Source organism: Cryobacterium sp. TMN-39-2, assembly GCF_004402745.1.
Classification (GTDB): domain Bacteria; phylum Actinomycetota; class Actinomycetes; order Actinomycetales; family Microbacteriaceae; genus Cryobacterium; species Cryobacterium zongtaii.
Window position 1 is genome coordinate 124,886 of the sequence record NZ_SOFX01000027.1, and the last position, 15,886, is coordinate 140,771.

The window sequence follows — 15,886 nt, forward strand, 5'->3', positions numbered from 1 at the left end:
CTAGTTGCTAGTTGTTGCCAGCTTCTAGTTGTTGCCAGCTTCTAGTTGTTGCTGGACAGCTTCTCGCGCAGTGCGGCAAGCGCCTCGTCGTCGGCGAGGGTGCCGGCTCCGGCAGCCTCACTGGTGAACGAGTTACCGGCTGCGGACGCGACATCGCCGGGGGCGATGATCTCGTCGTTCGCGGATGCGACCTGCTTCTTGTGTGCTTCCCAGCGAGCCTGGGCTGCAGCATAGTCCTGCTCCCACTTCTCGCGCTGGGAGTCGAAGCCTTCGCGCCACTCGTTGGTCTCCGGGTCGAAGCCCTCGGGGTACTTGTAGTTGCCCTGGTCGTCGTACTCGGTGAGCATTCCGTAGAGTGCCGGGTCGAACTCGGTGCCCTCGGGGTCGACACCATCGTTGGCCTGCTTGAGGCTCAGCGAGATGCGGCGACGCTCCAGGTCGATGTCGATGACCTTGACGAACACCTCGTCGCCGACAGAGACAACCTGCTCGGCGAGTTCGACGTGCTTGCCGGACAGCTCGGAGATGTGGACCAGGCCCTCGATGCCCTCTGCAACGCGAACGAACGCGCCGAAGGGGACGAGCTTGGTGACCTTACCCGGTGCAACCTGGCCGATGGCGTGGGTGCGGGCGAAGACCTGCCACGGGTCTTCCTGCGTGGCCTTGAGCGACAGGGAAACGCGCTCGCGGTCCAGGTCGACCTCGAGGATCTCGACGGTGACTTCCTGACCGACCTCGACGACCTCGCTGGCGTGCTCAATGTGCTTCCAGCTGAGCTCGGAGACGTGTACCAGACCGTCAACGCCACCCAGGTCGACGAACGCACCGAAGTTGACGATCGACGAGACGACGCCCTTGCGGACCTGTCCCTTCTGGAGGTTGTTGAGGAACGTGGTGCGGCTCTCGGACTGCGTCTGCTCGAGCAGGGCGCGGCGCGACAGGACGACGTTGTTGCGGTTCTTGTCGAGTTCGAGGATCTTGGCCTCGATCTCCTGGCCCAGGTACGGGGTCAGGTCGCGAACACGGCGAAGCTCGATGAGCGATGCCGGCAGGAAGCCGCGCAGGCCGATGTCGACGATGAGCCCGCCCTTGACGACCTCAATGACCGAACCGGTGACGACTCCGTCGGATTCCTTGATCTTCTCGACGTCGCCCCATGCACGCTCGTACTGAGCGCGCTTCTTCGACAGGATGAGACGGCCTTCTTTGTCTTCCTTCTGAAGAACGAGTGCCTCGACCAGGTCGCCGACCTTGACGACCTCAGAGGGGTCGACGTCGTGCTTGATGGAGAGCTCGCGGGAGGGGATGACACCCTCGGTCTTGTAGCCGACGTCGAGGAGGACCTCGTCGCGGTCGATCTTCACAACGGTGCCCTCGATGAGGTCGCCGTCGTTGAAGAATTTCAGAGTCTTTTCGACCGCGGCAAGGAAGTCTTCAGCAGATCCGATGTCGTTGATGGCGACCTGCTTGGGTGCCCGTTCGGTCGTTGCGATTGTCATGTAGTAGTTGCTCCAGGATGGACATATTCGGGCCAGAAGGGAAGGTCGTGCGATACGTGTTCAAGATCCGCGACTGGCAGCGGCTAATTCGTCACAAGCGTGACAGTAAAGCTTAGCTGTTTCGGGAGCGCCCCGGCAACCCGTTCTCGGCGGCGGCGGCAACGCATCTCACGCGTCTTCGATCGAGTACCGAAAGGACCCCGAGTATTCGTACACCCGCCCGACGAACGGCAGGCTCACGGTGACCTGCACGTGCTGCCGCTGGTCACCGTCGTCGAAGCGTTCCGTCAGGTGAACCAGGGGCGCGCACAGCCGTGGGACCGGAACCCGGCGACCGGCGAGGTGCACGTAGACACCTGCGGAATCCAGGTGCAGGGCACCGTCGACAATGCGGGCGTCAAGGCGGGTTTCCAGGCGTCCGCTCCGGCCGAGGCGGTCGGCGAGGCCGCCGGCATCCGCGCCGATGACATCGATCATGTCGCGGGACCCGGCCGGAAATTCAAAGCGGCGCACAGCATGCACCCGATCGGGTCCCGGCCGGTTCACGACCAGGAAGGGCACGTCGTGTTCCCAAACCGGGAACAGCACAGCGTCGCGGGCCAGCAGCGCCAGAACCGGCCACAGCCAGCGCCGCGGGGTGCCGACCCTGTCGAAGGTCCCCCGGCCGAGGCCGTGCCGACCGGCCGGGATAGCCGTGAAGTAGGCGCGCAGCTGTGGGTGCAGTCCCGTCAGGTCACCGCCGAGGGCGGCCTCGTACGGCGACGGCATCGGCACCGGGTCAGTTCTGCAAAGCCGACCGGAGGGTGTCGAGGCCGACCCCGCCGAGGTCGAGGGCGCGGCGGTGGAACTCCTTGATGTCGAAGCCGGTTCCCTCGCGGGCCTTGGCGTCATCGCGCAGTTGCTCCCAGATGCGTTGGCCCACCTTGTACGACGGTGCCTGGCCGGGCCAGCCGAGGTACCGGTTCACCTCGAACTTCACGAAGCCGTCGTTCATGTTCACGTTTCTGGCCAGGAAGTCGAAGGCGTAGTCGGCGGTCCAGGTCTGCGACCCGTCCGGCACCTTCTTGCCCAGGTGCACTCCGATGTCGAGCACGACCCTGGCAGCGCGCATCCGCTGCCCGTCGAGCATGCCGAGCCTGTCGGCGGGATCGTCCAAGTAGCCCAACTGCTCCATCAGCCGCTCGGCGTAGAGCGCCCAGCCCTCCGCGTGGCCAGACGTGCCGGCCAGCTGGCGGCGCCAGGTGTTCAGGGACGCCCGGTTGTAAACCGCCTGGCCGATCTGCAGGTGATGGCCGGGGATTCCCTCGTGATAGACCGTGGTGAGTTCGCGCCAGGTGTCGAATTCGGTGACGCCGACGGGCACCGACCACCACATCCGGCCGGGGCGGGAGAAATCATCGGTGGGCCCGGTGTAGTAGATGCCGCCCTCCTGGGTGGGGGCGATCAGGCACTCCAGACGGCGGATCTCCTCGGGAATGTCGAACTGGGTGGCGCCGAGTTCGGCGACGGCCCGGTCGCTGGTCTCCTGCATCCAGCGTCGCAGGGCGTCGGTGCCGTGCAACTTCCGGGCCGGGTCGGTGTCGAGGAAGGCGATCGCCTCGAGAACGGTGGCGCCGGGCTTGATCTGCCTGGCCACGCTCTCCTGTTCTTCTGTCATGCGGGCGAGTTCCTGGATGCCCCACTCGTACGTTTCGTCGAGGTCGATGGTGGCGCCGAGGAAGTGCCGCGACCTCAACGCGTAGAGGTCCCGGCCGACTGCATCCTGCTCGGTGGCACGGGGCTCGAGCTCGTCGGCGAGGAACGTCGCCAGCCGCTCGTAGGCGGTGGCCGCCGCGTGGGCTCCGGCACCGAGGTCGGTGGCCAGGGAGGCCGGCAGCGAACCGTGCTCGAGGCCGGCGTCGGCGACGAAGTGATTGAAGAACCCGTCGTTGGCGGCGTTGCGTCTGGCCTGGTCGAGCACCTCGCGCACCTGCCGCCGGGCCGGCGTGGTGCCCTGCTCGATGCCGAGGCGCAGGGTTTCGATGTAGCCCGTGATGGCCGCCGGCACGGCGCCCAGGCGCGCGGAGATGTTGCGCCAATCCTCGACCGTGGCGGTGGGCATGAGGTCGAAGACCTCGCGGATGCCCTGCGCGGGTGACGCGATGACGTTGAGGTCGCGCAGCTGCAGGCCGGCGGCGGAGCTCTCCAGGTCCAGCGCGAGGCTGCTGCGCAGATCGGTGCGGGTGACCCTGTCCACGTCGTCGACCGGGACGCTGTCGTCCAGCAGCCGGATGGTGGCGGCCGCGGCATGCACGTAGGCGGCGTGGCCGTCCGGCGAATAGTCCGCAAAGCCCGAACCGTCCGCCGACCGGCCGATATAGGTGCCCACAGTGGGATCGAGCGACACCAGGGTGTCGACCCACCCCTCGGCGATCTGGTCGACGGGGGTGGGTGTCCGGCCTTCGTTCAGAGTCATCCCCCGAGCCTAGGACATGGCCCAGGTCAGTGCGCTGCGGCGTCCCAGTTGGCCCCGCGGCCCACCTGCACGTCCAGCGGCACCAGCAGGTCGGCCGCGGACTCCATCCGCTGGGTGACGACGTGCTGCAGAGCGTCCCACTCCCCCGGGGCGACCTCGAAGATCAGTTCGTCGTGAACCTGAAGCATCATGCGGCTCTGCAGGTCCTGTTCGCGCAGGTCGAGCGCGATGTTGTTCATCGCGATCTTCATCAGGTCGGCGGCAGAACCCTGGATGGGTGCGTTCAGAGCGGCCCGTTCGGCGTTGTCCCGCAGCACCCGGTTGGGGCTGTTCAACTCGGGGAACGGCCGGCGGCGGCCGAAGATCGTCGTGGTGTAGCCGTCGACCTTGGCCTGCTCGACCACCCGGCGCAGGTAGTCGCGTACGGCGCCGAACCTGGCGAAGTAGTCGGCGATGAGCTGCTTGGCCTCGCGCGATTCGATGCGCAGCTGCTTGGACAGGCCGAAGGCGCTAAGCCCGTAGGCAAGCCCGTACGACATGGCCTTGACCTTGTTGCGCATCTCCCCGGTCACGTCCTCAGGTGCGACACCGAAGACCCTGGCGCCGACGAACCTGTGCAGGTCTTCGCCGGCGTTGAACGCCTCGATGAGGCCGGCGTCCTCGGAGAGGTGCGCCATGATGCGCATCTCGATCTGCGAGTAGTCGGCGGTGAGGAGGCTTTCGGAGCCGGACCCGGCATGGAACGCGGCCCGGATGCGGCGGCCTTCCTCGGTGCGGACGGGGATGTTCTGCAGGTTCGGGTCGGTGGAGGAGATCCGGCCGGTGGCGGTGCCGATCTGCACGTAGGTGGTGTGGATGCGGCCGGTGTCGTCGATGGCCCGGTCCAGGGTTTCCACGATCTGGCGCAGCTTCGTGGCGTCCCGGTGCTTCAGGAGCAGGTCGAGGAACGGGTGCGGGTTGCTGGCCTGCAGATCGGCGAGGGCGCCGGCATCCGTGGTGAAGCCGGTCTTGTTGGCCCGGGTGCGCGGCATGCCCAGCTGATCGAAGAGCACCTCCTGCAGCTGCTTGGGAGAACCGAGATTGACCTCGCGGCCGATCTGGGCGTAGGCGCCGGCCGCGAGTTCCGCTGCGGTGTCGCCCAGCTGTACGGACAGGGCCGCGAGTTCGGTGTGATTGACCGCGACGCCGGCCAGTTCCATGGCTGCCAGTGTCATCAGGGTGGGCATCTCGATGTCGGTCAGAACGGTCCGCGAACCCGAGTCGAGCAACGCGGTCACGGCGGCGGCGAGGCGCACCGTGTACCAGGAGTCCACGGCGACGCCGCCGGCGACGCTCTCATCCGGCACCAGCTGGTTGGGGTCGACGACGGGCACGGTCTCGTCGAGGTAGCGCTTGACGAGGTCGGCGAGAGTCTTGTCAGGGCCGCCCGGGCGCAGCAGCCAACCGGCCACCAGGGTGTCGATGGCCAATCCGTCCAGCACCAGGCCGGCGCGGGTGAGGGCCTTCACCTGCGGCTTGGCGTCGTGCATGACCTTGGGGCTCGGGCCCGCGAGCCATTCCTCGAGCGGCCGGTAATCGGCCCGACCGGGCTGCCAGGCCACCGTCGCGGTCTCGGTGGCCGTGGCCAGGCCGAAGCCGATCGGCAGGCCGTTGAGGAGCTCAACGGTGACGGAAAGGGCGGTTCCGGTCGTGGTCACCCGGTCCAGCCAGGTGGCGAGTTCCTCGTCGAGCAGTTCGCGCTGCACCGGTGCCTTCGCCGCCGCGGGGACCTCGGTGACCGGAGCCGCGCCAGCGGCGTCACCGGTGGCGGTCCCGTTGCCATTGCCGTTGGCGTTGGCGTTGGCCTCGAGCTTGATCACCCTGTCCAGCAGGGTGCGGAACTCCAGGCGCCCGAAGACCTCGCGCACGGCGTCCTCGTCGATCGGTCCGCGCACCAGGTCGCGCAGCTCGACGGGCAGGTCGAGGTCGGTGACCAGCCGGTTGAGGCGGCGGTTGCGGATCGCATTATCCTTCTGCTCGCGCAGGTTGGCGCCGACAACGCCGGTGATCTCGTCGGCGTGCTCGAGGATCGCGTCGAGGCTGCCGAACCTCTCCAGCCACTTCACGGCCGTCTTCTCGCCGACCTTGCTGATGCCGATCAGGTTGTCGCTGGTCTCGCCGACCAACGCGGCGATGTCCGGGTACTGTTCGGGGGCGATGCCGTACTTCTCGCGCACCTTGGCCGGGTCATACCTGGTCAGCGCCGAAACGCCCTGGCTGGCCGGGTAGAGCAGGGTGACGGTGTCGTTGACCAACTGGATCGTGTCCCGGTCGCCGGACACCACGAAGACGTCGTAGCCCTCGGCGGTGCCGCGGACCGACAGCGTCGCGAGGATATCGTCCGCCTCGTAGTCGTCCTTGGTCAGGGTGGTGATGTTCAGTGCCTTGAGGGCCTCTTGGAGCAGGGGCACCTGGCCCTTGAACTCCGACGGAGTGATCGCCCTGGTGCCCTTGTATTCAGGGTAGTCGCGGGTGCGAAAGGAATACCGGGAGATATCGAACGCCACGGCGATGTGGCTCGGGTTCTCGGTGCGGAGCAGGCTCAGCAGCATCGACAGGAACCCGTGGATGGCGTTGGTGTGCTGCCCGTCCTGGGTTTGGAAGCTGTCGATGGGCAGGGCGTGGAACGCCCGGTACGCCAGCGAGTGGCCATCGATGATCATCAGGGTAGGCTTTTTTGATTCCGACACAGTCCCAGCCTACAAGCCGCCTCCGGTGGGGCTGAGCCGAGCCACGAGGTGACCATGACCGAGCAGAACCCGCCCGAGAGCACCACCGACTTCCTCGCCTGGACGAAGGCGCGCGGCGCCGGCGACCTGGCCGACAAGATGGGCATCGAGTTCACCGAGTTCTCACTCGAGAGGGCCGTGGCGCGGATGCCCGTCGAGGGCAACACCCAGCCGGCCATGCTGCTGCACGGCGGCGCGTACGTGGTGATGGGCGAGTCGCTAGGGTCGATGTCGGCCAACCTGCACGCCGGCCCCGGCAAGCTCGCCGTGGGCATCGAGATCAACGCCAGCCACACCGGCTCGGCCACCTCCGGGTATGTCACCGCCGTGTGCACCCCGATCCACCTGGGGCGCACGCTCACCACCCACGAGATCGTGGTGACCGACGATGCGGGCCGACGCTGTTCGACGATCCGCATCACCAACCTGATCCTGGACCAGCCGGTAGCACGCTGATCCGCTCTGCGAGCACGAAAAAGCGGGCCCCTCACCGGAGGGACCCGCTTTTTTCGTGACGGTGGTGCCGGCTACTTCTTAGCTGGCAGCCTATTTTTTGGCGGAGAGCTGTTCGATGATCGCCTGTGCGACATCGTGCATGGTCAGACGGCGGTCCATGGACGCCTTCTGGATCCAACGGAACGCCTCCGGCTCGGTCAGGCCCATCTTCTCGTTGAGGAGGCCCTTGGCCCGGTCGACGAGCTTGCGCGTCTCGAAACGTTCGACCAGGTCGGCGACCTCGGCCTCGAGGGTGATGATCTGGCTGTACCGCGAGAGGGCGATCTCGATCGCGGGCAGCAGGTCATTCGGCGTGAACGGCTTCACGACGTACGCCAGGGCGCCGGCCTCGCTCGCGCGCTCGACCAGTTCCTTCTGGCTGAACGCGGTGAGCAGTACGACCGGGGCGATGTGGGCCTTGGTGATGCGTTCCGCGGCGGAGATCCCGTCGAGGTGCGGCATCTTGACGTCCATGATCACCAGGTCGGGGCGGAGCTCGGTGGCCAGGGCCACAGCGGTCTCACCGTCGCCGGCTTCACCCACCACTTCGAATCCGTTGTCTCGGAGGATCTCGACGATGTCGAGCCTGATGAGGGATTCATCCTCCGCTACAACGACGCGGCGGGGGGGTACTGGAGTTGTCTCTTGGTCGGTCACAGCCAAAAGCCTACGGTATTCTGGTGCAGGTGTTGTGAGCCGGTGTGGCGGAATGGCAGACGCGGAGCACTCAAAATGCTTTGTTCGCAAGGACGTGTGGGTTCGAGTCCCACCACCGGTACCACTTCACCGCATGCCCGTTGCCCGGTTCCACCGGCGGCGGGCATGCGGTGTTTCTGCCCCTGATCGGCGTCCTTCTCCCCCGCAGCGGGCCCCAGCGCCCGCACACGCCCGTCTCAGCGATCGGTCACCGCATCCGGCCGTCAGTCCGCCCGCAGAGCGCACAGGCGTCCATCGGTCTTGCACGGCCGCTCAGAGGCTGTTCGCCGCCGGCACGACAACAGCCCCGCGGATTTCTCCGCGGGGCTGTTGTGTACTGCGTGGTGTACTGCCGTTTACTGCTGGGCGTACGCCGGAGCGACACCGTTGTGGGCGTCACCGATGCGGTGAACCCGGATGTCGTTCGTCGAACCCGCGATTCCGGGAGGGGATCCGGAGATCACCACGACCTTGTCGCCGATCTCAGCCAGGCCCTGGCCGAGCAGGATGTCGTCGACCTGACCGAACATCGAGTCGGTGTGGGTCACCCGGTCGACCAGGTACGTCTGCACGCCCCAGGTCAACGCGAGGCGACGACGGATGCTCGCCTCGGGGGTGAAGGCCAGCATCGGGATCGAGGAGCGCAGGCGCGACATACGACGCGCGGAGTCTCCCGACTCGGTGAAGATGCAGAGGTACTTGGCCTCGACGAATTCAGCGACCTCGATGGCGGCCAGCGTGATGGCGCCGCCCTGGGTGCGCGGCTTGTTGGTGAGCGGTGCGATCCGCTCCAGGCCGTGCTCCTCGGTGGAGGCCACGATGCGCGCCATCGTCTGAACGGTGACCACCGGGTATTCGCCGACGCTGGTCTCGCCGCTGAGCATGACCGCGTCAGCACCGTCGAGCACGGCGTTGGCGACGTCGGACGTCTCCGCGCGCGTGGGAACGGGGCTGTGGATCATCGATTCGAGCATCTGCGTTGCGACGATGACCGGCTTCGCCATGCGGCGGGCCAGTTCGACGGCGTGCTTCTGCACGATCGGGACGGCCTCGAGCGGAAGCTCGACACCCAGGTCGCCACGGGCCACCATGATCGCGTCGAACGCGTCGACGATGCCCTCGAGGGCCTCGACGGCCTGCGGCTTCTCGATCTTGGCGATGACGGGAACCTTGCGGCCCTCTTCGGCCATGATCTCGTGCACCCGGTCGATGTCGGCCGCGTTGCGCACGAAGGACAGCGCGATGAGGTCGGTGCCGAGGCGCAGGCCCCAACGCAGGTCGGCCTCGTCCTTGACGGACAGGGCGGGCACGTTGACGGCAACACCGGGCAGGTTGATGCCCTTGTTGTTCGACACCGGGCCGGCGACGATGACCTTCGTGGTCACGACGGTGCCGTCGGTCTCGACGACCTCGACCTTGACCTTGCCGTCGTCGATCAGGAGGAAGTCCCCCTGCTTGACGTCGTTCGGCAGGCCCTTGTAGGTCGTGCCGGACAGTTCCTTGGTGCCGAGGATGTCCTCGGTGGTGATCTTGAAGATGTCGCCGACGGCGAGGTCGTACGGTCCGCCCTCGAACTTGCCCAGACGGATCTTCGGGCCCTGCAGGTCGACCATCACGGCGACGGCACGGCCGGAGTCGTTGGCTGCCTTCCGGATGTTGGCGTAAACGCCTTCGTGCACGGTGTAGTCACCGTGGCTCAGGTTCATACGGCAGACGTCAACGCCGGCGTCGATAATGGCGCGGATCTGTTCGTAGCTGGATGCTGCCGGCCCGAGGGTGGCGACGATTTTCGCGCGTCTCATACTGGTGGATCTCCGGTTTCCGCGCCGGTGTGGCGCATTGGTGCGTTCGGTTGGTTGGAGAGAATGGGCAGCGGAATCAGTTCGTACGCTCAGATGGCAAACGAATGATCCGTCGGCTTCACCGGGGCGGGCAGTTGAGTCTCGCCTTCGAGATACCGATCGACGGCTGCCGCAGCAGCGCGTCCTTCGGCGATCGCCCATACGATGAGCGACTGACCTCGGCCTGCATCTCCGGCAACGAATACACCCTCGTGGCTGGTCTGGTAATCACTATCACGGACGACATTACTCCGGTCGTCGAGCGGCAGATGCAGATCATGGGTCAGTTCGGCGCTGTCCGGACCGGTGAAGCCCAGTGCCAGCAACACCAGATCAGCGGGAATCTCCCGTTCGGTTCCGGCTTTGGGCACCCGTCGGCCATCGAGATATTCGGTTTCGGCGACCCGGATGGCACGCACCTCACCGGCGTCGTTGGCCAGGAACTCGATGGTGGACGCGAGGTATTCCCGCGTGCCGCCCTCTTCGTGGGCACTGGATACCTCGAACAGGGTCGGCGACATCGGCCAGGGCTGGTGTTCCGGGCGGCTGTCACCGGGCTGCTTGCCGATGGCCAGGTTGGTCACCGAGGCGGCCAGCTGACGGTTCGCGGTGCCGATGCAGTCCGCACCGGTGTCACCGCCGCCGAGCACGACGACATGCTTGCCTTCGGCGAGGATCTGGTTGTCGACGGTGTCGCCGGCGCCAACCTTGTTTTGCTGCACGAGGTATTCCATCGCGAAATGCACCCCGGGCAAGTCGCGCCCCGGAATCGGCAGGTCGCGGGGCACCATGGCGCCGGTCGCGATGACGACAGCGTCGTACCTGGCCCGCAGATCGGTCCAGGTGATGTCCACCCCGATGTTGACGCCGGCGCGGAAGCGGGTGCCCTCTGCGGTCATCTGGGACAGACGCAGGTCGAGGTGCTTCTTCTCCATTTTGAAGTCCGGGATGCCGTAGCGCAGCAGGCCGCCGATGCGGTCGTCGCGTTCGAACACGGCCACGGTGTGCCCGGCCCTGGTCAGCTGCTGGGCGGCGGCGAGTCCGGCCGGTCCGGAGCCGACGACGGCGATGGTCTTGCCGGTGAGTCGGCCGGGCGGCTGGGGAGTGACCCAGCCCTCGGCGAAGGCCTGGTCGATGATCGAGACCTCGACCTGCTTGATGGTCACCGCCGGCTGGTTGATGCCGAGGACGCAGGCGGACTCGCACGGTGCCGGGCAGAGCCGGCCGGTGAACTCGGGGAAGTTGTTCGTCGCGTGCAGACGCTCGATGGCCTGCCGGCCTTCGTCACGCCAGGTGAGGTCGTTCCACTCCGGGATCAGGTTGCCCAGCGGGCAGCCCTGGTGGCAGAACGGAACGCCGCAGTCCATGCAGCGGCCGGCCTGGCGCTTGAGCACGGCGGAGTCGCCGGCCTCGTAGACCTCTTTCCAGTCCATCAGACGGATGGAGACCGGACGACGGGCGGGAAGTTCCCGGTCCGTGGTCTTCAGGAATCCCTTCGGGTCAGCCATTGGTTACCTCCAAGATGCGGTTCCAGACCACGTCGCCGTCGGGGTCGAGCCCCTCGGCCACGGCGCTCTGCCTCGTCGCCAGGACGGCTGCGTAGTCACGCGGCAGCACCTTGACGAAGTTCTTCATTGTCGTGTCGCGGTCGGCGAGGAGCCGCGCGGCCAGAACAGAATCGGTCTGTTCCAGGTGCTGTTCCAGCAGGTCACCGACGATTTCGATGTCGGCGCTGCCGAGCGGCAGCAGGGTGAGTTCACCGGAGTCCAGCGAGTCACGGTTGACGAGCTCCGAGCGCAGCCGGTAGATGTATGCGGTTCCGCCGGACATGCCCGCGCCGAGGTTACGGCCGGTCTCGCCGAGAATCACGGCGAGTCCACCGGTCATGTACTCGAGGGCGTGGTCGCCCACCCCCTCGACGACGGCGGTCGCACCGGAGTTGCGCACCAGGAATCGTTCACCGACGATGCCACGGATGAACATGCTGCCCAGGGTGGCGCCGTAGCCGATCACGTTTCCGGCGATCACGTTCTCCTCGGCCGCGAAGACGCTGCCGCGGTCGGGGCGCACGATGATCTGCCCGCCGGAGAGGCCCTTGCCGACGTAGTCGTTGGAATCCCCCTCGAGGCGCAGGGTGATGCCGCTGGGCAGGAACGCACCGAGGGACTGCCCTGCCGACCCGGTCAGGGTGACGTCGATGGAGCCGGCCGGCAGGCCGTTCTCGCCGTGCCGCAGGGTCACCTGGTGGCCCAGCATGGTGCCGACGGCGCGTTCGGTGTTCCGGATCGGCAGCGCGATCGTGACCTGGCCGCCGTGCTCGAGCACATTGGCGCTCTGCCTGATCAGCTCGACGTCGAAGTGCTCGTCGAGTTCGTGCTCCTGCTCCCGGCTGGAACGTCTTGGTTCGCCGGCGGAGAAGTCGGGGCCGACCAGGATCGGCGCCAGGTTGAGCCCGGATGCCTTCCAGTGGTTGAGGGCGCCGTTCACGTTCAACAGTTCCTTGCGGCCGGTGGCCTCGTCGAGGCTCCGGAAGCCGAGCTCGGCGAGGTACTCGCGCACCTCCTGCGCGATGAACTCGAAGAAGTTCACCACGTAGTCGGCCTTGCCGCTGAACCGCTTGCGGAGCTCGGGGTTCTGGGTTGCGACGCCGACCGGGCAGGTGTCCAGGTGGCAGACCCGCATCATGATGCAGCCCTCGACGATAAGCGGGGCGGTGGCGAAACCGAACTCCTCAGCTCCGAGCAGGGCGCCGATGACGACGTCACGGCCGGTCTTGAGCTGGCCGTCGACCTGGAGCACGACCCTGTCGCGCATCCCGTTCAGCATCAGGGTCTGCTGGGTCTCGGCCAGGCCGAGTTCCCAGGGGGTGCCGGCGTGCTTGAGCGAGTTGAGCGGGCTCGCGCCGGTGCCGCCGTCGTGTCCTGATACCAGGATCACGTCGGAGAGCGCCTTGGCGACGCCGGCCGCGACGGCACCGATACCGGACTGGCTGACCAGTTTGGTGTGGATGCGCGCCGTCGGGTTGGCCCGCTTGAGGTCGAAGATCAGCTGCTTGAGGTCTTCGATCGAGTAGATGTCGTGGTGCGGGGGTGGCGAGATCAGGCCGACGCCCGCGGTGGCGTGCCGGGTGCGGGCGACCCACGGGTAGACCTTGGTGGGCGGCAGCTGGCCGCCCTCCCCCGGCTTGGCACCCTGGGCGAGCTTGATCTGGATGTCGTCGGCGTGGGTGAGGTACATGCTCGTGACGCCGAACCGGCCGGACGCGACCTGCTTGACCGCGCTCCGCCGTGTCGGGTCGAGCAGACGGTCGAGGTCCTCGCCGCCCTCACCGGTGTTGGACTTGCCGCCGAGCCGGTTCATCGCGATGGCGAGGGTCTCGTGAGCCTCCTGCGAGATCGAGCCGTAGCTCATCGCGCCGGTGGAGAACTTCTTCACGATCGATGCGACCGACTCGACCTCGTCGATCGGGATGGGCTTTCGCTGCCCGATGTTGAAGGCGAACATGCCACGCAGCGTCATCAGGCTCTCCGACTGGTCGTCGACGAGCTTGGTGTACTCCTTGAAGATGTCGTAGCGGCGGGTGCGGGTGGAGTGCTGCAACCTGAAGATGGTTTCCGGATTGAACAGGTGCGGGGAACCGTCGCGACGCCACTGGTATTCGCCGCCGGTGGCGAGACGCTCGTGCACGGTGACGGCGGCGTCCGGCGGGTAGGCGCCGGTGTGGCGTTCGAGGTTCTCGGCCGCGATCACGTCGATCCCGACGCCGCCGAGCTTGCTCGTGGTGCCGGTGAAGTACTGGTCGATGAAGACCTGGCTCAGGCCGACGGCCTCGAAGGTCTGCGCGCCGGCGTAGGACGACACCGTGGAGATGCCCATCTTGGACATGATCTTGAGCACGCCCTTGCCGAGCGCCTTGATCACGTTCTTCACAGCCTTCTCGGGCGTGACAGTGGTGATGAAGCCGCTGCGCACCAGGTCCTCGCAGGTCTCCATGGCCAGGTACGGGTTGACGGCGCTGGCGCCATACCCGATGAGGAGCGCCACGTGGTGCACCTCGCGCACGTCGCCGGCTTCCACGACGATGCCGACCTTGAGCCGGTTCTCGGTGCGGATGAGGTGGTGGTGCACGGCCGCGATCATCAGCAGCGACGGGATGGGCGCGAGGTCCTTGGTGCTGTCCCGGTCGGACAGCACGATGAAGAGCGCGCCGTCCTCGATGGCCGCGTCGACCTCGTGGCACATTTCCTCGATCCGGTTGGAGAGTGCGCTGGGACCCTCGTCGAATCTGTAGAGGCCACGGATGGTAGTGGTGGTGCGGCTGCCGGGGGACGTGTCGATGTGCTGGATCTTGGCCAGCTCGTCGTTGTCGATGACCGGGAAGTCGAGCACCACCTGGCGGGCGTGCTCCGGGCCGGCCGCGAGCAGGTTGAGCTCGGGGCCGAGGCCCAGCTTGAGGCTAGTGACGACCTCTTCCCGGATCGAGTCCAGCGGCGGGTTCGTCACCTGCGCGAACTGCTGGGTGAAGTAGTCGAATAGCAGCCGGGGGCGCTCGCTGAGCACCGCGATGGGCGTGTCGCTGCCCATCGCGCCGAGCGGCTCCGCGCCGTTGCGGGCCATCGGGGCCAGCAGGATGCGTACCTCTTCTTCGGTGTAGCCGAAAGTGCGCTGGCGACGGACCACGGATGCCGGCGGGTGCACGATGTGCTCCCGTTCCGGCAGGTCCTTGAGGTTGATCCGGCCGGCGTCGAGCCAGGAGCCCCAGGGCTCGCTGGCGGCGAGGTCGCCCTTGATCTCCTCATCTTCGATGATGCGGCCGGCCTCGGTGTCGACGAGGAACATCTTGCCGGGCTGCAGGCGGCCCTTGCGGACCACCCGGGCGGGGTCGACGTCGATGACGCCAATCTCGCTGGCGAGCACGACGAGTCCGTCGTCGGTGATCACGTAGCGGCCGGGCCGCAGACCGTTGCGGTCCAGGGTTGCGCCGACGAGGGTGCCGTCGGTGAAGACGATGGCGGCGGGGCCGTCCCACGGTTCCATCAACATGGAGTGGTACTCGTAGAACGCTCGGCGGTCACGGTCTAGGTCGGGCTGGTTCTCCCAGGCCTCCGGCACCATCATCATGACGGCGTGCGGCAGCGACCGGCCGGACAGGCTCAGCAGTTCGACGACCTCATCGAAGGACGCCGAGTCGCTGGCGCCGGGGGTGACGATCGGGAACAACGGGTTCAGGTCGCCGAGCAGCTCCGATTCGAGCTGCGACTGGCGGGCGCGCATCCAGTTGCGGTTGCCCTGCACCGTGTTGATCTCGCCGTTGTGCGCGATCATCCGGAACGGCTGCGCGAGCGGCCAGGACGGGAAGGTGTTGGTGGAGTACCGCGAGTGCACCAGCGCCAGCTTCGAGGCGAAGCGCTCGTCGGACAGGTCGGGGTAGAACGGCTCCAGCTGGAGGGTCGTGACCATGCCCTTGTACACGATGGTGCGGCAGGACAACGACGCGAAGTAGGTCTCCACCTCGCGTTCGGAGCGTTTCCGCAACCGCACGGCCTGGCGGTCCAGGTTGATCCCGGCCAGGGGCAGGCCGTCCTCGGTGGTGCGGCTGCTGGAGACGTACAGCTGCTGAATGGCGGGCATCGCGGCCCGCGCCAGGTTGCCGACCTCATCGGGGCGAACCGGGACCTCGCGCCAGCCGAGAACGTGGAGGTTCTCCTCCTTGGCGATGGCCTCGATGGCGCTCTTGACCGCGCTGCGAGCGGTGGGCTCGGTAGGCAGGAAGACGTTGCCGACGGCGTACCGTCCGGCGTCGGGCAGGTCGAACGTGGACACCGCACGGAAGAACTCATCCGGGATCTGGGTGACGATTCCGGCGCCGTCGCCTGTTCCGGCGTCGGAACCGACCGCACCGCGATGTTCGAGGTTGCGCAGTGCGTCGAGCGCTCGCGTGATGATGTCGTGTCCGGCCGTTCCCCGCAGGGTGGCGACCATGGCGAGACCGCAGGCATCACGTTCGTCGTGCGGGTTGTAGAGCCCCTGGGCTGAGGGAACACTACTGAACCTGGAGAAGAGGGGTTGCTGCGTCATTAGACCGTCCTCACAAAATGACTGGCAGGTGGGGACGACGTTGGCCCGCGGGAA

9 protein-coding genes and 1 tRNA gene are annotated in these 15,886 nt (G+C 66.8%); 2 read left to right on the top strand and 8 right to left on the bottom strand.

The window, feature by feature from the left end; all coding sequences use genetic code 11:
- Positions 1 to 41: 41 nt before the first annotated feature.
- From rpsA to polA, 4 genes are all read right to left on the bottom strand, one after another.
- Positions 42 to 1,499 carry a 30S ribosomal protein S1 gene (gene rpsA / locus E3O57_RS08650; RefSeq protein WP_088456256.1) on the bottom strand — a complete coding sequence of 486 codons (1,458 nt, stop codon included), beginning with the start codon at positions 1,497 to 1,499 and terminating at the stop codon, positions 42 to 44.
- Positions 1,500 to 1,667: 168 nt separating this feature from the next.
- A complete protein-coding gene (locus E3O57_RS08655) occupies positions 1,668 to 2,267 on the bottom strand; it encodes a DUF4166 domain-containing protein (protein ID WP_103479493.1) in 600 nt (199 codons plus the stop codon).
- A gap of 10 nt (positions 2,268 to 2,277) precedes the next feature.
- Entirely contained in the window at positions 2,278 to 3,954 is a 1,677-nt protein-coding gene (locus E3O57_RS08660) for a DUF885 domain-containing protein (protein ID WP_103479494.1), read from the bottom strand.
- 26 nt (positions 3,955 to 3,980) lie between these two features.
- Complete coding sequence (gene polA / locus E3O57_RS08665; RefSeq protein ID WP_103479495.1) at positions 3,981 to 6,683, bottom strand: DNA polymerase I; 2,703 nt, start codon at positions 6,681 to 6,683, stop codon at positions 3,981 to 3,983.
- Between the two features lie 54 nt (positions 6,684 to 6,737).
- On the opposite strand from polA, the gene E3O57_RS08670 reads away from it, so the two are divergent.
- On the top strand, positions 6,738 to 7,178 hold the full coding sequence (locus E3O57_RS08670) for a PaaI family thioesterase (RefSeq protein WP_103459824.1): 441 nt from the start codon (positions 6,738 to 6,740) through the stop codon (positions 7,176 to 7,178).
- A 90-nt stretch (positions 7,179 to 7,268) separates the two neighbouring features.
- Here the strand turns inward: E3O57_RS08670 and E3O57_RS08675 are convergent, their stop codons facing one another.
- A complete protein-coding gene (locus E3O57_RS08675; RefSeq protein ID WP_066595563.1) occupies positions 7,269 to 7,874 on the bottom strand; it encodes an ANTAR domain-containing response regulator in 606 nt (201 codons plus the stop codon).
- 38 nt (positions 7,875 to 7,912) lie between these two features.
- On the opposite strand from E3O57_RS08675, the gene E3O57_RS08680 reads away from it, so the two are divergent.
- Positions 7,913 to 7,998: transfer RNA gene (locus E3O57_RS08680), tRNA-Leu, on the top strand.
- A 271-nt stretch (positions 7,999 to 8,269) separates the two neighbouring features.
- Here E3O57_RS08680 and pyk read toward each other — a convergent pair.
- The 3 genes from pyk to gltB all read right to left on the bottom strand — a co-directional run bounded on the left by pyk (position 8,270) and on the right by gltB (position 15,832).
- On the bottom strand, positions 8,270 to 9,715 hold the full coding sequence (gene pyk, locus E3O57_RS08685; RefSeq protein ID WP_088456261.1) for a pyruvate kinase: 1,446 nt from the start codon (positions 9,713 to 9,715) through the stop codon (positions 8,270 to 8,272).
- Between the two features lie 89 nt (positions 9,716 to 9,804).
- Complete coding sequence (locus E3O57_RS08690) at positions 9,805 to 11,262, bottom strand: glutamate synthase subunit beta (protein WP_088456262.1); 1,458 nt, start codon at positions 11,260 to 11,262, stop codon at positions 9,805 to 9,807.
- Positions 11,255 to 15,832 (bottom strand): glutamate synthase large subunit, encoded by a 4,578-nt coding sequence (gene gltB, locus E3O57_RS08695; RefSeq protein ID WP_103459825.1) that lies wholly within the window; start codon positions 15,830 to 15,832, stop codon positions 11,255 to 11,257. The genes E3O57_RS08690 and gltB overlap by 8 nt, the downstream gene beginning before the upstream one ends.
- Positions 15,833 to 15,886: the final 54 nt, after the last annotated feature.